At 67.0% G+C, this 14,680-nt stretch carries 24 protein-coding genes; all 24 read left to right on the top strand.

Going from position 1 to position 14,680, the window contains the following annotated elements; translation table 11 throughout:
* Window positions 1-26 precede the first annotated feature (26 nt).
* The 24 genes from BV453_RS10855 to BV453_RS10740 all read left to right on the top strand — a co-directional run bounded on the left by BV453_RS10855 (window position 27) and on the right by BV453_RS10740 (window position 14,679).
* Window positions 27-1,838 (top strand): DUF4012 domain-containing protein, encoded by a 1,812-nt coding sequence (locus tag BV453_RS10855; protein WP_249521569.1) that lies wholly within the window; start codon window positions 27-29, stop codon window positions 1,836-1,838.
* A gap of 86 nt (window positions 1,839-1,924) precedes the next feature.
* Window positions 1,925-2,137 carry a hypothetical protein gene (locus tag BV453_RS10850; protein ID WP_249521568.1) on the top strand — a complete coding sequence of 71 codons (213 nt, stop codon included), beginning with the start codon at window positions 1,925-1,927 and terminating at the stop codon, window positions 2,135-2,137.
* An 869-nt stretch (window positions 2,138-3,006) separates the two neighbouring features.
* The gene (gene rpsJ, locus BV453_RS10845; RefSeq protein WP_017201594.1) at window positions 3,007-3,315 is read left to right on the top strand and encodes a 30S ribosomal protein S10; all 309 of its coding nucleotides are present in this window, start codon (window positions 3,007-3,009) and stop codon (window positions 3,313-3,315) included.
* Between the two features lie 8 nt (window positions 3,316-3,323).
* Window positions 3,324-3,983, top strand: a complete 660-nt coding sequence (gene rplC, locus BV453_RS10840) for a 50S ribosomal protein L3 (RefSeq protein ID WP_062632874.1) — start codon at window positions 3,324-3,326, stop codon at window positions 3,981-3,983.
* A 2-nt stretch (window positions 3,984-3,985) separates the two neighbouring features.
* Entirely contained in the window at window positions 3,986-4,648 is a 663-nt protein-coding gene (rplD, locus tag BV453_RS10835; protein ID WP_025102407.1) for a 50S ribosomal protein L4, read from the top strand.
* Complete coding sequence (gene rplW / locus BV453_RS10830; RefSeq protein ID WP_025102406.1) at window positions 4,645-4,968, top strand: 50S ribosomal protein L23; 324 nt, start codon at window positions 4,645-4,647, stop codon at window positions 4,966-4,968. The genes rplD and rplW overlap by 4 nt, the downstream gene beginning before the upstream one ends.
* A 20-nt stretch (window positions 4,969-4,988) precedes the next feature.
* On the top strand, window positions 4,989-5,828 hold the full coding sequence (gene rplB, locus BV453_RS10825; protein ID WP_025102405.1) for a 50S ribosomal protein L2: 840 nt from the start codon (window positions 4,989-4,991) through the stop codon (window positions 5,826-5,828).
* Between the two features lie 12 nt (window positions 5,829-5,840).
* Entirely contained in the window at window positions 5,841-6,122 is a 282-nt protein-coding gene (gene rpsS / locus BV453_RS10820) for a 30S ribosomal protein S19 (RefSeq protein ID WP_017201589.1), read from the top strand.
* A gap of 25 nt (window positions 6,123-6,147) precedes the next feature.
* Window positions 6,148-6,546 carry a 50S ribosomal protein L22 gene (gene rplV / locus BV453_RS10815; RefSeq protein ID WP_025102404.1) on the top strand — a complete coding sequence of 133 codons (399 nt, stop codon included), beginning with the start codon at window positions 6,148-6,150 and terminating at the stop codon, window positions 6,544-6,546.
* Window positions 6,546-7,298, top strand: a complete 753-nt coding sequence (gene rpsC, locus BV453_RS10810) for a 30S ribosomal protein S3 (protein WP_025102403.1) — start codon at window positions 6,546-6,548, stop codon at window positions 7,296-7,298. The genes rplV and rpsC overlap by 1 nt, the downstream gene beginning before the upstream one ends.
* Window positions 7,298-7,717 carry a 50S ribosomal protein L16 gene (gene rplP, locus BV453_RS10805; protein WP_025102402.1) on the top strand — a complete coding sequence of 140 codons (420 nt, stop codon included), beginning with the start codon at window positions 7,298-7,300 and terminating at the stop codon, window positions 7,715-7,717. The genes rpsC and rplP overlap by 1 nt, the downstream gene beginning before the upstream one ends.
* The gene (gene rpmC / locus BV453_RS16650; RefSeq protein ID WP_025102401.1) at window positions 7,717-8,034 is read left to right on the top strand and encodes a 50S ribosomal protein L29; all 318 of its coding nucleotides are present in this window, start codon (window positions 7,717-7,719) and stop codon (window positions 8,032-8,034) included. Before rplP ends, rpmC begins: the two co-directional genes overlap by 1 nt.
* Entirely contained in the window at window positions 8,034-8,351 is a 318-nt protein-coding gene (gene rpsQ / locus BV453_RS10795; protein WP_025102400.1) for a 30S ribosomal protein S17, read from the top strand. The genes rpmC and rpsQ overlap by 1 nt, the downstream gene beginning before the upstream one ends.
* Window positions 8,348-8,716 carry a 50S ribosomal protein L14 gene (gene rplN, locus BV453_RS10790; RefSeq protein WP_025102399.1) on the top strand — a complete coding sequence of 123 codons (369 nt, stop codon included), beginning with the start codon at window positions 8,348-8,350 and terminating at the stop codon, window positions 8,714-8,716. The genes rpsQ and rplN overlap by 4 nt, the downstream gene beginning before the upstream one ends.
* Window positions 8,717-8,718: 2 nt before the next feature.
* Window positions 8,719-9,078, top strand: coding sequence for a 50S ribosomal protein L24 (gene rplX / locus BV453_RS10785; protein ID WP_025102398.1), 360 nt, complete (start codon window positions 8,719-8,721; stop codon window positions 9,076-9,078).
* On the top strand, window positions 9,078-9,668 hold the full coding sequence (gene rplE, locus BV453_RS10780; RefSeq protein WP_025102397.1) for a 50S ribosomal protein L5: 591 nt from the start codon (window positions 9,078-9,080) through the stop codon (window positions 9,666-9,668). Before rplX ends, rplE begins: the two co-directional genes overlap by 1 nt.
* A 132-nt stretch (window positions 9,669-9,800) precedes the next feature.
* On the top strand, window positions 9,801-10,199 hold the full coding sequence (rpsH, locus tag BV453_RS10775; protein ID WP_025102396.1) for a 30S ribosomal protein S8: 399 nt from the start codon (window positions 9,801-9,803) through the stop codon (window positions 10,197-10,199).
* A 6-nt stretch (window positions 10,200-10,205) separates the two neighbouring features.
* Window positions 10,206-10,742 carry a 50S ribosomal protein L6 gene (gene rplF, locus BV453_RS10770; RefSeq protein ID WP_025102395.1) on the top strand — a complete coding sequence of 179 codons (537 nt, stop codon included), beginning with the start codon at window positions 10,206-10,208 and terminating at the stop codon, window positions 10,740-10,742.
* Window positions 10,743-10,744: 2 nt separating this feature from the next.
* On the top strand, window positions 10,745-11,104 hold the full coding sequence (gene rplR / locus BV453_RS10765) for a 50S ribosomal protein L18 (protein ID WP_025102394.1): 360 nt from the start codon (window positions 10,745-10,747) through the stop codon (window positions 11,102-11,104).
* 20 nt (window positions 11,105-11,124) lie between these two features.
* A complete protein-coding gene (gene rpsE, locus BV453_RS10760; RefSeq protein ID WP_200838869.1) occupies window positions 11,125-11,799 on the top strand; it encodes a 30S ribosomal protein S5 in 675 nt (224 codons plus the stop codon).
* The gene (rpmD, locus tag BV453_RS10755) at window positions 11,799-11,984 is read left to right on the top strand and encodes a 50S ribosomal protein L30 (RefSeq protein ID WP_017201575.1); all 186 of its coding nucleotides are present in this window, start codon (window positions 11,799-11,801) and stop codon (window positions 11,982-11,984) included. Before rpsE ends, rpmD begins: the two co-directional genes overlap by 1 nt.
* The gene (gene rplO, locus BV453_RS10750) at window positions 11,984-12,601 is read left to right on the top strand and encodes a 50S ribosomal protein L15 (RefSeq protein ID WP_082758410.1); all 618 of its coding nucleotides are present in this window, start codon (window positions 11,984-11,986) and stop codon (window positions 12,599-12,601) included. The genes rpmD and rplO overlap by 1 nt, the downstream gene beginning before the upstream one ends.
* 153 nt (window positions 12,602-12,754) lie before the next feature.
* Entirely contained in the window at window positions 12,755-14,077 is a 1,323-nt protein-coding gene (secY, locus tag BV453_RS10745) for a preprotein translocase subunit SecY (RefSeq protein WP_025102391.1), read from the top strand.
* On the top strand, window positions 14,074-14,679 hold the full coding sequence (locus BV453_RS10740) for an adenylate kinase (RefSeq protein WP_062765215.1): 606 nt from the start codon (window positions 14,074-14,076) through the stop codon (window positions 14,677-14,679). The genes secY and BV453_RS10740 overlap by 4 nt, the downstream gene beginning before the upstream one ends.
* The last annotated feature ends 1 nt before the right edge of the window (window position 14,680 follow it).

The raw sequence follows: 14,680 nt of genomic DNA, 5'->3' as shown, positions 1-14,680 counted from the left end.
CAGGTCCACGTCGGTAGTATATTGCGGTGACCCGAGACTCCCGACGTGCGCGTCGAGCCCACCGAGAGCAGACGAGCCGCCGCCGACGACGGACGCGGATCATCCTCTGGATCGTCGGGGTCGTGCTGGCTCTCCTGATCGCCGTCGGGGTCATCGCCGCCCTCCTCATTCCCCGGGCGCTCGACGCCAGGGACAAGCTCGAGGCTTCGGTGCCGCTCGCCCAGAGCATCCCGGGGATGATCGCCACCGGAGACACCGCCGGCGCGCAGGCCGCAGCCGAGGAGCTGACCGAGACCGCCACCTCCGCCCACGAGCAGACGAGCGGCTTCCTCTGGGAGTCGCTGGAGTGGGTGCCCGTCGTGGGGCCGAACCTCCATGGCGTCCGCATGGCGACCGGGGCCGTCGAGGAGCTGGCCACCCAGGCGCTCCAGCCCGCCTCCACCATCGACATCGCGGCGCTCCGACCGTCCGACGGGGGACTCGACCTCGACGCGATCCGCGGGATCGGCGACGTCGCCCACGCCGCGGACGACGCGGTCCGCAGCGCGTCGGCTATGCTCGCCGACGTCGACCGCGACGCGCTCCTCGGGCCGGTCGCCTCCGGTGTCGATCGCATCGAGAAGATCCTCGGCCCCGCCGGCACCACGATCGCCGGCGCACTCCCGCTGATCGACGCGCTTCCGGAGATCCTCGGCGCCGGCGGACCCCGTGACGTCCTGGTCATCTTCCAGAACAACGGCGAGGTGATGTCCGGCGGCGGCACCATCGGCTCGCTCGCGCAGGTGCACATCGACAACGGTGCGATCTCGATCGTCGACCAGTCGTCCGCGTCGGGGCGCGACTTCCCGAACTTCCTTCCGCCGGTCGGAGGGGTGACGGATGAGGAGGCCGATCTCTACGGCAACCTGTTCGGGAGCTACGTGCAGGCGCTCACGCGCTCGCCCCGCTTCGACCGGACGTTCGAGATCGCGCGGGACATGTGGCGCGAGGCGAAGGGCGTGGAGGTCGACGCCGTCGTCGCCCTCGACACCGTCGCATTGAGCTACCTCCTCGTCGCGACCGGCCCCGTGGCGATCCCCGGCGGGCTCGAGATCTCCAATTCGAATGCGGTCGCCATGCTTCTCGGCGACCTCTACAAGACCTACGAGCCGGCGCAGGTCGACATGATCAATCAGGTCTTCGCGGGCCTCACGCTGCAGAAGCTCATGGGCGGGCAGGTCGACTTCGCCAAGCTGTCGTCCGTGCTCGGACTGGCAGCGGAGGAAGGACGGATCGCGATCTGGAGCTCGCGGGAGTCCGAGCAGGCCCTCATCGCCGGCACTCCGCTCGACCGCCGTGGTCCCACGGCGGCGGAAGGTGCAGAGGCGTTCGGCGTCTACTTCATCGACCGGACCCCGGGGAAGATGCAGCGGTACATGACGCAGCAGATCGACGTGAGCCAGCCGGTGTGCGCGGCCGACGGTCGTCGCCATGTGTTCGTCACGGTGACGCTCGGCAACACCGTCGACCCGGCCGCGGTCCCGTCCCTGCCGGAGTACGTCACGGGCATCGGCCTGGAGACGCCGAAGGGCTCCATGCAGGTCGAGACCCTCGCCTTCGCGCCCCCGGGGTACTCCCTGCTCGGGCAGCGGACCGACACGACCCTCACGCGGGACGAGGTGCACCGCGACCAGGAGTTCACCGTGGGCACCATGCGGCTCTACCTGGCCCCGCAGGAGACGCGGACGCTGACCTACGAGTTCGTCGCCGACTCCGACCAGGCCACGAAGATCGAGTTGGACACGACCCCGGTCGTGACTCCGACCACGCTCACCCAGAACGCGGTCACCTGTCAGTGACCGCTGTGAGGGCGGTCGACTCTGGTGACGACGCGCCGCTTCGTGCAGACTAGGCGCACATCGCACATCGTCTCCGAAGGGGAATCATGGGTATCGAGGACGCCGTCAACAAGGGCAAGGACCTGTACGAGCAGAACAAGGACAAGCTCGCCGAAGCCGTCAAGAGCGAGCAGGCCGAAGACGTCAGCGACAAGGTGCTCGACGGCGTCGCCGACTTCGCGAAGAAGATCGCACCGGGCGCGGCGGACAAGATCGACGAGATCCGCGACAGCGCGGACAAGAGCATCGGCAACGAGTAGAGCCGGACGTCTCCGCGGAAGAGCGGCGGCCCCGAGACCGGGGCCGCCGCTCTTCCGCGTCCGGGGGAATGCCGGTGCACAGCGCCCTCGGTTGTGGCGCATTCGCGGATACATCGAGTAGGATCATGTCGACCGCCTGGGGATCTTGCGGTCGGGGGCGCCGAAGGGGTTCGGCTCCCGAATCACGCGGTTCGTCCGCGTTGGAAATCTGGGGAAAACGATTTTGGGGATCATCGTGCGACGCGCGCACTCCGTGCGCCTGAGCGTCTCCCCGCCTGCGCGGCGGGTCTTCCGCCGTGCCCTCGGTCGAGGCGTCCGGCGTCCCTTCACGCTGGATTCCTCGCGTTCGGTGTGCCCCCTCGCACTGAACGCCCTCCCCAAGCGGGGCGAGGCATGGGGATGCCTCGCCCCGCGCTCCTCCGCGGGCTGAACGCTCGCGGAGGAGGGGGTCCCTGAGAGTCCGGTGAGCGCGACACGCCCGGGTTTGCAGAAGTGAAATCCGCCGTGGCAGAATAGACAGGTTCGATATTCCGTCGCCGCTGTGCGTGCGCCGGATCACTGCCAGGGCAGTGCATAGACGGCGCCTCCTCCGGGAGGCCGCAGGGTTCTAGGCCGCGGGCAGCAGAACACAATCCCGACACCTTCATCATCGAGGGCACTGCCGTGCGCGGCGTGGGTCGGGCATCCGTCACCTCCGGGTGTGCGGCTGACAGCAGAACAGTGGTGCAGCCTCTTCGACAGGCTCCCGACCGCGAGGTCGAGGGCCCGAGAAGAACGAGTGCCGAGGCGCGAACAGCGCCGACGTGCGTCCAATGCCCCAGGGCCACCCGGTCCCGGACGGTAAGACGCTTAAAGAGAGAGAGCAGACAATGGCGGGACAGAAGATCCGCATTCGCCTGAAGTCGTATGACCACGAGGTCATCGACACGTCCGCACGCAAGATCGTCGACACCGTGACCCGTGCGGGCGCGACCGTCGTCGGACCCGTGCCCCTTCCGACCGAGAAGAACGTCGTGTGCGTCATCCGGTCGCCCCACAAGTACAAGGACAGCCGCGAGCACTTCGAGATGCGCACCCACAAGCGCCTGATCGACATCGTCGACCCGACGCCCAAGGCCGTCGACTCGCTGATGCGTCTCGACCTGCCGGCCGACGTCAACATCGAGATCAAGCTCTGAGGTTCGACATGGCTGACATCAACTCCAAGGTTTCCAAGGGCATGCTCGGCACCAAGCTCGGCATGACCCAGGTCTGGAACGAGAACGGCAAGCTCGTTCCCGTCACCGTCATCGAGCTCGCGCCGAACGTGGTCACCCAGATCCGTACCCCCGAGAAGGACGGCTACAACGCCGTGCAGATCGCGTACGGCCAGATCGACCCGCGCAAGGTGAACAAGCCCCTCTCGGCTCACTTCGAGGCTGCCGGCGTCACGCCGCGTCGCCACGTGACCGAGGTCCGCACGGCCGACGCCGCCGACTACACCCTGGGCCAGGAGCTCACGGTGGACGGCACGTTCGAGGCCGGCCAGCTCGTCGACGTCGTCGGCACGAGCAAGGGCAAGGGCACCGCCGGTGTCATGAAGCGCCACAACTTCAAGGGCGTCTCGGCATCGCACGGTGCGCACCGCAACCACCGCAAGCCCGGCTCCATCGGCGCATCGTCGACCCCGAGCCGCGTCTTCAAGGGCATGCGCATGGCCGGCCGTATGGGTGGCGAGCGCGTGACCGTCCTCAACCTCACGGTGCACGCCATCGACATCGAGAAGGGACTCATGCTCGTCAAGGGCGCCGTCCCCGGTGCTCGCGGCCGCATCGTCTACGTCCGCAACGCAGTGAAGGGTGCCTGATCATGGCTGACTCCACTCTCGCGCTCGACGTCCTCAAGGCAGACGGCAAGAAGGCAGGCTCCGTCGAGCTTCCCGCCGCGCTGTTCGACGTCAAGACGAACATCCCGCTCATCCACCAGGTCGTCGTCGCGCAGCTCGCGGCGGCTCGCCAGGGCACGCACTCGACCAAGCGTCGTGGCGAGGTCTCGGGTGCCGGCCGCAAGCCCTTCAAGCAGAAGGGCACGGGTAACGCCCGCCAGGGCTCGATCCGCGCGCCGCACATGACCGGCGGTGGGATCGTGCACGGCCCGAAGCCGCGCGACTACTCGCAGCGCACCCCCAAGAAGATGATCGCGGCCGCCCTGCTGGGCGCGCTCAGCGACCGCTTCCGCGGTGACCGTCTGCACGCGATCGACACCTTCGGCACCGACGGCGCGCCGTCGACCAAGGCCGCCGCGGGCTTCCTCGCCCAGGTCGCCACGTCGAAGAACGTCCTCGTGGTCATCGAGCGCGGCGACGAGCTCGCGCTCAAGAGCATCCGCAACCTCGGCCACGTCCACGTGCTGACGTTCGACCAGCTCAACGCCTACGACGTGCTCGTCTCCGACGACATCGTCTTCACCCAGGCCGCGCTCGAGGGCTTCATCGCCTCCAAGTCCGGCGCCAACCAGGAGGTCTCCGCATGAGCGAGCAGGCATCTGTTCTCCAGACGGCCCTGAACAAGGACCCGCGCGACATCATCCTGAAGCCGGTCGTGTCCGAGAAGAGCTACGGCCTGATCGACGAGGGCAAGTACACCTTCCTCGTCGACCCGCGCGCTTCGAAGACCGAGATCAAGCTCGCCATCGAGAAGATCTTCGGCGTCAAGGTCGCGTCCGTCAACACGATCAACCGCGTCGGCAAGGCCCGTCGCACCCGCTTCGGCACCGGTAAGCGCAAGGACACCAAGCGCGCCATCGTGAGCCTGAAGTCGGGCACCATCGACATCTTCACGGCAATCGGCTGATCCGGGGGATAAGGACAATCATGGCTATTCGCAAGTACAAGCCCACGACCCCGGGCCGTCGCGGCTCGTCGGTGGCTGACTTCGCCGAGATCACCCGATCGACGCCGGAGAAGTCGCTGCTGCGCCCGATCTCGAAGACCGGTGGTCGCAACAACCAGGGCCGCATCACGACCCGTCACATCGGTGGTGGCCACAAGCGCCAGTACCGCGTCATCGACTTCCGTCGCAATGACAAGGACGGCGTGAACGCCAAGGTCGCGCACATCGAGTACGACCCCAACCGCACCGCGCGCATCGCGCTGCTGCACTACTTCGACGGCGAGAAGCGCTACATCCTCGCGCCGGCGAAGCTGAAGCAGGGCGACATCGTCGAGTCGGGCCCCGCGGCGGACATCAAGCCGGGAAACAACCTCCCGCTGAAGAACATCCCCACGGGTACCGTCATCCACGCCATCGAGCTCCGCCCCGGCGGCGGCGCGAAGATGGCGCGCTCGGCCGGTGCGTCGGTCCGCCTCGTCGCCAAGGACGGCCCCTACGCCCAGCTGCGTCTGCCCTCCGGTGAGATCCGCAACGTCGATGCGCGCTGCCGCGCGACCATCGGCGAGGTCGGCAACGCCGAGCAGTCGAACATCAACTGGGGCAAGGCCGGCCGCATGCGCTGGAAGGGCGTCCGCCCGACCGTCCGCGGTGTCGCGATGAACCCGGTCGACCACCCGCACGGTGGTGGTGAGGGCAAGACGTCCGGTGGACGTCACCCCGTCTCCCCGTGGGGTCAGGCCGAGGGCCGCACCCGCCACGCCAACAAGGAAAGCGACAAGTACATCGTGCGTCGTCGCAACGCCGGCAAGAAGCGCAAGTAGGAGTAAGAGAAGATGCCTCGCAGTCTCAAGAAGGGCCCCTTCGTCGACGAGCACCTGCTTCGCAAGGTGGTCGTGCAGAACGAAGCCGGCACGAAGAACGTCATCAAGACCTGGTCCCGCCGGTCCATGATCATCCCGGCCATGCTGGGTCACACGATCGCGGTCCACGACGGTCGCAAGCACATCCCCGTGTTTGTCTCCGAGACCATGGTCGGTCACAAGCTGGGCGAGTTCGCGCCCACCCGCACCTTCCGCGGCCACGAGAAGGACGACAAGAAGGGCCGTCGCCGCTGACGCGGCGGCGATAGAGGAGAGAGAAATGGTGGAGTCCATCGCACGCGTGCGACACATCCGCGTGACCCCTCAGAAGGCTCGTCGTGTCGTCGCGCTCATCAAGGGCAAGCAGGCCCAGGAGGCTCTGGCGATCCTGAAGTTCGCTCAGCAGTCCGCCAGTGAGCCGATCTACAAGCTTGTCGCGTCGGCCATGGCCAACGCGCAGGTCAAGGCGGATCGTGACGGCGAGTACCTCGACGAGCAGGACCTGTACGTGAAGAACGCGTACGTGGACGAGGGCACGACGCTCAAGCGTTTCCAGCCCCGTGCACAGGGTCGCGCTTTCCAGATCAAGAAGCGCACGAGCCACATCACGGTCGTGCTCTCGACGCCGGAGGCGGCCCCTGCCGCGGCCGGTGACAGCAACAAGAAGGCGAGCAAGTAATGGGACAGAAGGTCAACCCGTACGGCTTCCGCCTCGGCATCACCACGGACCACGTGTCGCGCTGGTTCTCCGACTCGACGAAGCCGGGTCAGCGTTACGCCGACTACGTGGCCGAGGACATCAAGATCCGTCGCCTGCTGCAGACGCAGCTCGACCGTGCCGGCGTCTCGAACATCGAGATCGAGCGCACCCGTGACCGCGTCCGCGTCGACATCCACACCGCCCGCCCGGGCATCGTGATCGGTCGTCGTGGTGCAGAGGCCGAGCGCATCCGCGGCGACCTCGAGAAGCTCACGGGCAAGCAGATCCAGCTGAACATCCTCGAGGTCAAGAACCCCGAGGCCGACGCTCAGCTGGTCGCCCAGGGCATCGCCGAGCAGCTCTCGGCTCGCGTGGCGTTCCGTCGCGCGATGCGCAAGGGTCTGCAGGGCGCGCAGCGCGCGGGAGCCAAGGGCATCCGCATCCAGGTCTCGGGCCGTCTCGGCGGCGCCGAGATGAGCCGGTCGGAGTTCTACCGCGAGGGTCGTGTGCCGCTGCACACGCTGCGCGCGAACATCGACTATGGCTTCTACGAGGCCAAGACCACCTTCGGCCGCATCGGCGTGAAGGTGTGGATCTACAAGGGCGACCTCACCGCCAAGGAGCTCGCGCGCGAGCAGGCCAACGCGCCGAAGTCGCGCCGTGACGACCGTGGTGACCGCCGCCGTGCCCCGCGCAACGAGGCACCTGTTGCAGAAGGAGCGTCGGCATAATGCTCATCCCCCGTAAGGTCAAGTACCGCAAGCAGCACCACCCGGGGCGCTCGGGTCAGGCCACCGGCGGCACGAAGGTCTCCTTCGGCGAGTTCGGCATCCAGGCCCTCACCCCCGCGTACGTGACGAACCGTCAGATCGAGTCCGCTCGTATCGCGATGACCCGTCACATCAAGCGTGGCGGCAAGGTGTGGATCAACATCTACCCGGACCGTCCGCTCACGAAGAAGCCGGCCGAGACCCGCATGGGTTCCGGTAAGGGTTCCCCCGAGTGGTGGGTCGCCAACGTCAAGCCGGGCCGCGTCCTCTTCGAGGTCGCGGGTGTCGACGAGCAGCTCGCTCGCGAGGCACTGACCCGTGCAATCCACAAGCTGCCGCTCAAGGCACGCATCATCAAGCGCGAGGAGGGCGACGCGTAATGGCGATCGGCACCAAGGAGCTCGCTCCGGCAGAGCTCGACACGTTCGAAGACCAGCGCCTCGTTGAGGAGCTGCGCAAGGCCAAGGAGGAGCTGTTCAACCTCCGTTTCCAGTCGGCCACCGGCCAGCTGGAGAGCCACGGCCGCATCCGCGCCGTCAAGCGCGACATCGCGCGCCTCTACACGGTGATCCGCGAGCGCGAGCTGGGCATCCGTGCGACGCCCGCTCCGGTCGAGGCTCCCGCGAAGAAGGCGACCAAGTCGAAGGCGAAGAAGGCGGACGCCGCCGAGGACGCCCCGAAGGAAGAGGCTGAGTGATGGCCACCAAGAAGGAAGCCGCCGTCGAGGCTGAGCACGCCGCTCACGACGTGCGCGACGCCGACGCCCGCGGGTACCGCAAGGCCCGTCGTGGCTATGTCGTCAGCGACAAGATGGACAAGACGATCGTCGTCGAGGTCGAGGACCGCGTGAAGCACCCGCTTTACGGCAAGGTCATCCGCCGGACGTCGAAGGTCAAGGCGCACGATGAGGCGAACTCCGCCGGCATCGGCGACCTGGTCCTGATCAACGAGACCCGCCCGCTGAGCGCCACCAAGCGCTGGCGTCTGGTGGAGATTCTGGAGAAGGCCAAGTGATTCAGCAGGAGTCCCGTCTCAAGGTCGCCGACAACACCGGCGCCAAGGAGCTGCTCACGATCCGCGTCCTCGGTGGCTCGCGCCGCCGGTACGCCGGTCTGGGCGACACCATCGTCGCGACCGTCAAGGACGCGATCCCCGGTGGCAACGTCAAGAAGGGCGACGTCGTCAAGGCGGTCATCGTCCGCACCAAGAAGGAGACCCGTCGTCCCGACGGCTCCTACATCAAGTTCGACGAGAACGCCGCCGTCATCCTGAAGAACGACGGGGAGCCCCGCGGCACCCGTATCTTCGGGCCGGTCGGCCGTGAGCTTCGCGACAAGAAGTTCATGAAGATCGTCTCGCTGGCACCGGAGGTCATCTGATCATGGCGAAGATCAAGAAGGGCGACCTGGTTCAGGTCATCTCGGGCGCCAAGCCCGAGCGTGGTGGCGACCGCGGCAAGCAGGGCAAGGTCCTCGACGTCCTCGTCGAGCAGAACCGTGTCGTCGTCGAAGGCGTCAACTACGTCACCAAGCACACGCGCGTCGGTCAGACGCAGCGTGGCACGAAGACGGGTGGCCTCGAGACCGTCGAGGCGCCCATCCACATCTCGAACGTCGCACTCGTCGACCCCTCGACCAAGAAGCCGACCAAGGTCGGCCACCGGGTCGAGGAGCAGACCAAGGACGGCGTGAAGCGCACCGTCCGCGTGCGCTTCGCGAAGAAGAGCGGTAAGGACCTCTGATGGCAACGACCGACGCTGCGGTGGCTGGCAAGATCCAGCCCCGCCTGAAGGCGAAGTACAACGCCGAGATCAAGAAGGCTCTGCAGGACGAGTTCGGCTACGAGAACGTCATGCAGATCCCCGGCCTGGTCAAGGTCGTCGTGAACACCGGTGTCGGCGAGGCTGCTCGCGACAGCAAGGTGATCGATGGTGCGGTCGACGACCTCACCAAGATCACCGGCCAGAAGCCGATCGTCACCAAGGCCCGCAAGTCCATCGCGCAGTTCAAGCTGCGTGAGGGCCAGGCCATCGGCGCGCACGTCACCCTCCGTGGCGACCGTGCGTGGGAGTTCGTGGACCGCCTGGTCTCGCTCGCGCTGCCCCGCATCCGCGACTTCCGCGGTCTGTCGGCCAAGCAGTTCGACGGCAACGGCAACTACACCTTCGGTCTCCAGGAGCAGAGCGTGTTCCACGAGATCGATCAGGACAAGATCGACCGCGTCCGTGGTTTCGACATCACCGTCGTGACCTCGGCGAAGACGGACGACGAGGGTCGGGCGCTGCTCCGTCACCTCGGCTTCCCGTTCCGCGCGGACGACGCCCAGGCGTGACCTTTCGACGGGCTCAGTGGTCTCGTGTCACTGAGCCCGTCGATGTGCACGTACAATTGAAGATTGCGTGCTCATCGCAGGCCGTCTGTCGTGTAACGGCAGCCGGAACCTCATGAACGAAAGTAGACAACAATGACAATGACAGACCCGGTCGCAGACATGCTGACCCGTCTGCGCAACGCGAACTCGGCGCACCACGACACCGTGACGCTGCCGTCGAGCAAGCTCAAGACGCACATCGCAGAGATCCTCCAGCAGGAGGGCTACATCGCCGGTTGGGAGACCTCCGACGCGCGCGTGGGCAAGAACCTCACGCTGACGCTGAAGTACGGCCCGAACCGCGAGCGCTCGATCGCGGGCATCAAGCGCGTGTCGAAGCCCGGCCTCCGCGTGTACGCGAAGTCGACCGAGATCCCCACGGTCCTCGGCGGCCTCGGCGTGGCCATCCTGTCCACCTCCTCCGGTCTCCTCACGGACCGCCAGGCTGAGCAGAAGGGCGTGGGCGGAGAAGTTCTCGCCTACGTGTGGTAATCCGAAATGTCGCGTATTGGACGACTTCCCATCGACGTTCCCGCGGGCGTGACCGTTTCGGTCGACGGCCGTGAGGTCGCGGTGAAGGGCCCCAAGGGTGAGCTCACCCTCACGGTGGCCAGCCCCATCGAGGTGTCGGTCGAGGAGAACCAGGTTCTCGTCACCCGCCCCGACGACGAGCGCGAGTCCCGGTCGCTTCACGGCCTGACCCGCACGCTCATCAACAACAACATCATCGGCGTGACCCAGGGCTACACCAAGGGTCTCGAGGTCGTCGGCACCGGTTACCGCGTGCAGCAGAAGGGCAACTCGGTCGAGTTCGCCCTCGGCTTCTCGCACCCGGTCCTGGTCGACCCGCCCGCCGGCATCACGCTCACGGTCGAGGGCACGAACAAGCTCACCGTCAGCGGGATCGACAAGCAGGCCGTCGGTGAGGCGGCTGCGAACATCCGCAAGATCCGCAAGCCCGAGCCGTACAAGGGCAAGGGTGTGCGCTACGCCGGCGAGGTCGTGCGTCGCAAGGCCGGAAAGGCTGGTAAGTAACCATGGCTGTGAAGTCGAAGTCCGACGCCCGCGCGCGTCGTCACGCCCGTCTTCGCAAGAAGATCGTGGGCACCGAGGTGCGTCCGCGCCTCGTCGTCAACCGTTCGGCGCGTCACGTCTTCGTGCAGCTCGTCGACGACAGCAAGGGCCACACGGTCGCCTCGGCCTCGACGCTCGAGACCGACCTGCGCTCGCTGGATGGCGACAAGACCGCCAAGGCTCGCAAGGTCGGCGAGCTCCTCGCCGAGCGTGCGAAGGCCGCAGGCGTTTCCGAGGCAGTGTTCGACCGTGGCGGCAACCGCTACGCGGGTCGTGTCGCCGCCATCGCCGACGGCGCCCGTGAAGGGGGTCTGGCACTGTGAGTGACAACAAGGAGAACGAAGTGACCGAAGCGGCTGCTGCCACTTCCGAGACGGCCGCCGGCACCACGCAGGCTGAGCCCACTCGCGACCAGCGGGACGGCCGCCGCGGCGGACGTGACCGCAACCAGGGCGGCCGCGACCGCAACTCGCGCGACCGCGGCGACAACCAGTTCCTGGAGCGCGTCGTCACCATCAACCGCGTCTCGAAGGTCGTGAAGGGTGGTCGTCGCTTCAGCTTCACCGCTCTCGTGGTCGTCGGCGACGGCAACGGTCTGGTGGGCGTCGGCTACGGCAAGGCCCGTGAGGTCCCCCTGGCGATCTCGAAGGGTGTCGAAGAGGCCAAGCGCAACTTCTTCCGCGTCCCGCGCGTCGGCAGCACCATCCCGCACCCCGTGCAGGGTGAGTCGGCCGCCGGTGTGGTGCTCCTGCGCCCCGCCGCCGCCGGTACCGGTGTCATCGCCGGTGGTCCGGTCCGCGCCGTGCTCGAGTGCGCCGGCATCCACGACGTGCTGTCCAAGTCGCTCGGCTCGTCGAACACGATCAACATCGTGCACGCGACGGTCACCGCCCTGAAGGAGCTCGAGGAGCCCCGCGCCGTCGCCGCACGTCGTGGTCTCGAGTTCGACCAGGTCGCCCCGGCCCGGCTCGTCCGCGCCGAGGCCGAGGCCATCGCCGCACAGAAGGTAGGTGCCTGATGGCCGCGCGACTCAAGGTCACGCAGATCAAGTCCAAGGTGAGCGAGAAGCAGAACCAGCGCGACACGCTGCGCAGCCTCGGTCTCAAGCGGATCGGTGACACCACCGTCCGCCCCGACGACGCGCAGACGCGCGGCTACGTCAAGACCGTCGCCCACCTCGTCAAGGTTGAGGAGATCGACTAATGGCTGAGAAGAACGAGGCCGTCGAGGCCGAGAAGGCCACGAAGAAGGCGGCGGCTCCCAAGGCCGACGCCGCCAAGAAGCCCGCCGCGAAGAAGGCACCGGCCAAGACCGCTGCCGCCGACGCGAAGGCCGACGGCTCCGCCAAGGCTGCGCCGAAGAAGGACGCCCCGGCGTCCCGCCCCGGCGTGCTGAAGGTCCACCACCTGCGTCCGGTCCCGGGTGCCAACACCGCGAAGACCCGTGTCGGTCGCGGTGAGGGCTCGAAGGGCAAGACGGCCGGTCGCGGCACGAAGGGCACCAAGGCCCGCAACACCGTGCGCGTCGGCTTCGAGGGTGGCCAGATGCCGCTGCACATGCGCACGCCGAAGCTGCGCGGCTTCAAGAACCCGTTCCGCGTCGAGTACCAGGTCGTGAACCTGGAGAAGCTCGCGGAGCTCTACCCCCAGGGTGGCGACGTCACCGTGAGCGACCTGGTCGCCAAGGGTGCGGTTCGCAAGAACGAGAAGGTCAAGGTTCTCGGCAACGGCGACATCGCCGTGAAGCTCACCGTCGCGGTCGACAAGGTCTCGGGTTCCGCCGAGCAGAAGATCGTGGCTGCGGGCGGATCCGTCAAGTAACCACTGCGGAAGAGGGGTCGGAGATTCTCCGGCCCCTCTTCTGGTTCGGTGGGGGAGAAGCCGACCGCCCGCATTCCCCGGACCTCGGAGTGGGTTACCCTGGTGTTTCAGCCGCCCCTCGGGGGTTCGGCCACCTTTTCAGGAGGAACGTTCTTGTTTAGCGCCATCGCGCGGATCTTCCGCACGCCCGACCTGCGTCGGAAGATCGGTTTCACTCTCGCGATCATCGCGATCTACCGTCTCGGCTCGAACGTCCCCGCGCCGTTCGTCAACTTCCCGAACGTGGAGCAGTGTCTCGCGGCCAATGCTGGCACCGAGGGTCTGCTCGGACTCGTCAACCTCTTCTCCGGCGGCGCTCTGCTGCAGCTGTCGATCTTCGCGCTCGGTGTCATGCCGTACATCACGGCGACGATCATCACGCAGCTCCTGCGCGTCGTCATCCCGCACTTCGAGGCGCTGCACAAGGAGGGCCAGGCCGGACAGGCCAAGCTCACCCAATACACGCGGTACCTCACGATCGCGCTCGCGCTCCTGCAGTCGACGACCCTCGTCACCGTCGCCCGCACCGGTCAGCTCTTCGGAACGACCGACATCGGCGCGTGCACCCAGCTCCTCACGAACGACGTCTGGTGGGCGCAGGTGCTCATCATCATGGCGATGACGGCCGGGACCGGTCTGATCATGTGGTTCGCCGAGCTCGTCACCGAGCGCGGCATCGGCAACGGCATGTCGCTGCTGATCTTCACCTCCATCGCCGCGACCTTCCCCGGTGCGATGTCGATCATCTGGCAGACCCGCGGCTTCGAGGTGTTCCTCCTCGTGCTCCTCGTCGGCATCATCGTGATGGGTCTCGTCGTCTTCGTCGAGCAGTCCCAGCGGCGCATCCCCGTGCAGTACGCGAAGCGCATGGTGGGACGCCGGACATACGGCGGCACCAACACGTACATCCCGATCAAGGTCAACATGGCGGGCGTGATCCCGGTCATCTTCGCCTCGTCGCTGCTGTACATCCCCGCGCTCATCGCCCAGTTCAACACCCCGCAGGACGGTTCGACGCCGCCCGCCTGGGTCAGCTGGATCAGCGCGAACTTCACCACCGGCAACAGCCCGATCTACATGGCGGCGTACTTCCTGCTGATCATCGGGTTCACCTACTTCTACGTCGCGATCACGTTCAACCCCGTCGAGGTCGCCGACAACATGAAGAAGTACGGCGGCTTCATCCCCGGGATCCGGGCCGGCCGTCCGACCGCGGAGTACCTGGACTACGTGCTCACCCGCATCACGCTCCCCGGTTCCCTCTACCTGGGCCTGATCGCCCTCATCCCGTTGATCGCCCTCGCCACGGTCGGCGCCAACCAGAACTTCCCGTTCGGTGGCGCGTCGATCCTCATCATCGTCGGCGTGGGTCTCGAGACGGTCAAGCAGATCGACGCCCAGCTGCAGCAGCGACACTACGAAGGACTTCTCCGATGACAGCATCCGCACGTCTTCTCATCGTCGGTCCGCAGGGTTCCGGCAAGGGCACGCAGGGTGTGCGCATCGCCGAGTCCTACGGCATCCCCGTCGTCTCGACCGGCGACATCTTCCGCGCGAACATCAAGGAGGGGACGGCGCTCGGCCAGCAGGTCACCGCGATCCTCGACAAGGGCGACCTCGTGCCGGACGAGCTGACGAGCGAGATCGTGCGCGACCGGCTGAGCCAGGACGACGCGCAGAACGGCTTCCTCCTCGACGGCTACCCCCGCAACACCGCGCAGGTGTCGCACCTGGACGCGTTCCTCGAGGGACGCGGCGAGGCGCTGGACGCGGTGATCCTCCTCGACGTCCCCCGTGAGGAGAGCATCGCCCGCCTCGCCCTTCGCGCCGCCGAGCAGGGCCGTTCCGACGACACCGACGAGGCCATCGCGCACCGACTCGACATCTACGAGAAGGAGACGGCGCCGATCATCGAGGTCTACAGCAGCCGCGGCATCGTCGACCGCATCGACGGCGTGGGCTCCCTCGAGGAGATCACGGAGCGCATCGCCGCCGCCCTGGCCGCTCGCGGACTGCGCTCCGCCGCCTCCGCCGCCTGAG

The organism is Microbacterium sp. ER1 (assembly GCF_023383675.1).
GTDB lineage: Bacteria > Actinomycetota > Actinomycetes > Actinomycetales > Microbacteriaceae > Microbacterium.
This window is presented reverse-complemented; position numbering and strand designations above follow the sequence as displayed.

What these genes read in the sequence shown, in the direction of transcription:
- BV453_RS10850 (WP_249521568.1), top strand. Translation starts at nt 1,925, where the DNA reads ATGGGTATCGAGGACGCCGTCAACAAGGGCAAGGACCTGTACGAGCAG.
- rpsJ (WP_017201594.1), top strand. Translation starts at nt 3,007, where the DNA reads ATGGCGGGACAGAAGATCCGCATTCGCCTGAAGTCGTATGACCACGAG.
- rplC (WP_062632874.1), top strand. Translation starts at nt 3,324, where the DNA reads ATGGCTGACATCAACTCCAAGGTTTCCAAGGGCATGCTCGGCACCAAG.
- rplD (WP_025102407.1), top strand. Translation starts at nt 3,986, where the DNA reads ATGGCTGACTCCACTCTCGCGCTCGACGTCCTCAAGGCAGACGGCAAG.
- rplW (WP_025102406.1), top strand. Translation starts at nt 4,645, where the DNA reads ATGAGCGAGCAGGCATCTGTTCTCCAGACGGCCCTGAACAAGGACCCG.
- rplB (WP_025102405.1), top strand. Translation starts at nt 4,989, where the DNA reads ATGGCTATTCGCAAGTACAAGCCCACGACCCCGGGCCGTCGCGGCTCG.
- rpsS (WP_017201589.1), top strand. Translation starts at nt 5,841, where the DNA reads ATGCCTCGCAGTCTCAAGAAGGGCCCCTTCGTCGACGAGCACCTGCTT.
- rplV (WP_025102404.1), top strand. Translation starts at nt 6,148, where the DNA reads ATGGTGGAGTCCATCGCACGCGTGCGACACATCCGCGTGACCCCTCAG.
- rpsC (WP_025102403.1), top strand. Translation starts at nt 6,546, where the DNA reads ATGGGACAGAAGGTCAACCCGTACGGCTTCCGCCTCGGCATCACCACG.
- rplP (WP_025102402.1), top strand. Translation starts at nt 7,298, where the DNA reads ATGCTCATCCCCCGTAAGGTCAAGTACCGCAAGCAGCACCACCCGGGG.
- rpmC (WP_025102401.1), top strand. Translation starts at nt 7,717, where the DNA reads ATGGCGATCGGCACCAAGGAGCTCGCTCCGGCAGAGCTCGACACGTTC.
- rpsQ (WP_025102400.1), top strand. Translation starts at nt 8,034, where the DNA reads ATGGCCACCAAGAAGGAAGCCGCCGTCGAGGCTGAGCACGCCGCTCAC.
- rplX (WP_025102398.1), top strand. Translation starts at nt 8,719, where the DNA reads ATGGCGAAGATCAAGAAGGGCGACCTGGTTCAGGTCATCTCGGGCGCC.
- rplE (WP_025102397.1), top strand. Translation starts at nt 9,078, where the DNA reads ATGGCAACGACCGACGCTGCGGTGGCTGGCAAGATCCAGCCCCGCCTG.
- rpsH (WP_025102396.1), top strand. Translation starts at nt 9,801, where the DNA reads ATGACAATGACAGACCCGGTCGCAGACATGCTGACCCGTCTGCGCAAC.
- rplF (WP_025102395.1), top strand. Translation starts at nt 10,206, where the DNA reads ATGTCGCGTATTGGACGACTTCCCATCGACGTTCCCGCGGGCGTGACC.
- rplR (WP_025102394.1), top strand. Translation starts at nt 10,745, where the DNA reads ATGGCTGTGAAGTCGAAGTCCGACGCCCGCGCGCGTCGTCACGCCCGT.
- rpmD (WP_017201575.1), top strand. Translation starts at nt 11,799, where the DNA reads ATGGCCGCGCGACTCAAGGTCACGCAGATCAAGTCCAAGGTGAGCGAG.
- rplO (WP_082758410.1), top strand. Translation starts at nt 11,984, where the DNA reads ATGGCTGAGAAGAACGAGGCCGTCGAGGCCGAGAAGGCCACGAAGAAG.
- BV453_RS10740 (WP_062765215.1), top strand. Translation starts at nt 14,074, where the DNA reads ATGACAGCATCCGCACGTCTTCTCATCGTCGGTCCGCAGGGTTCCGGC.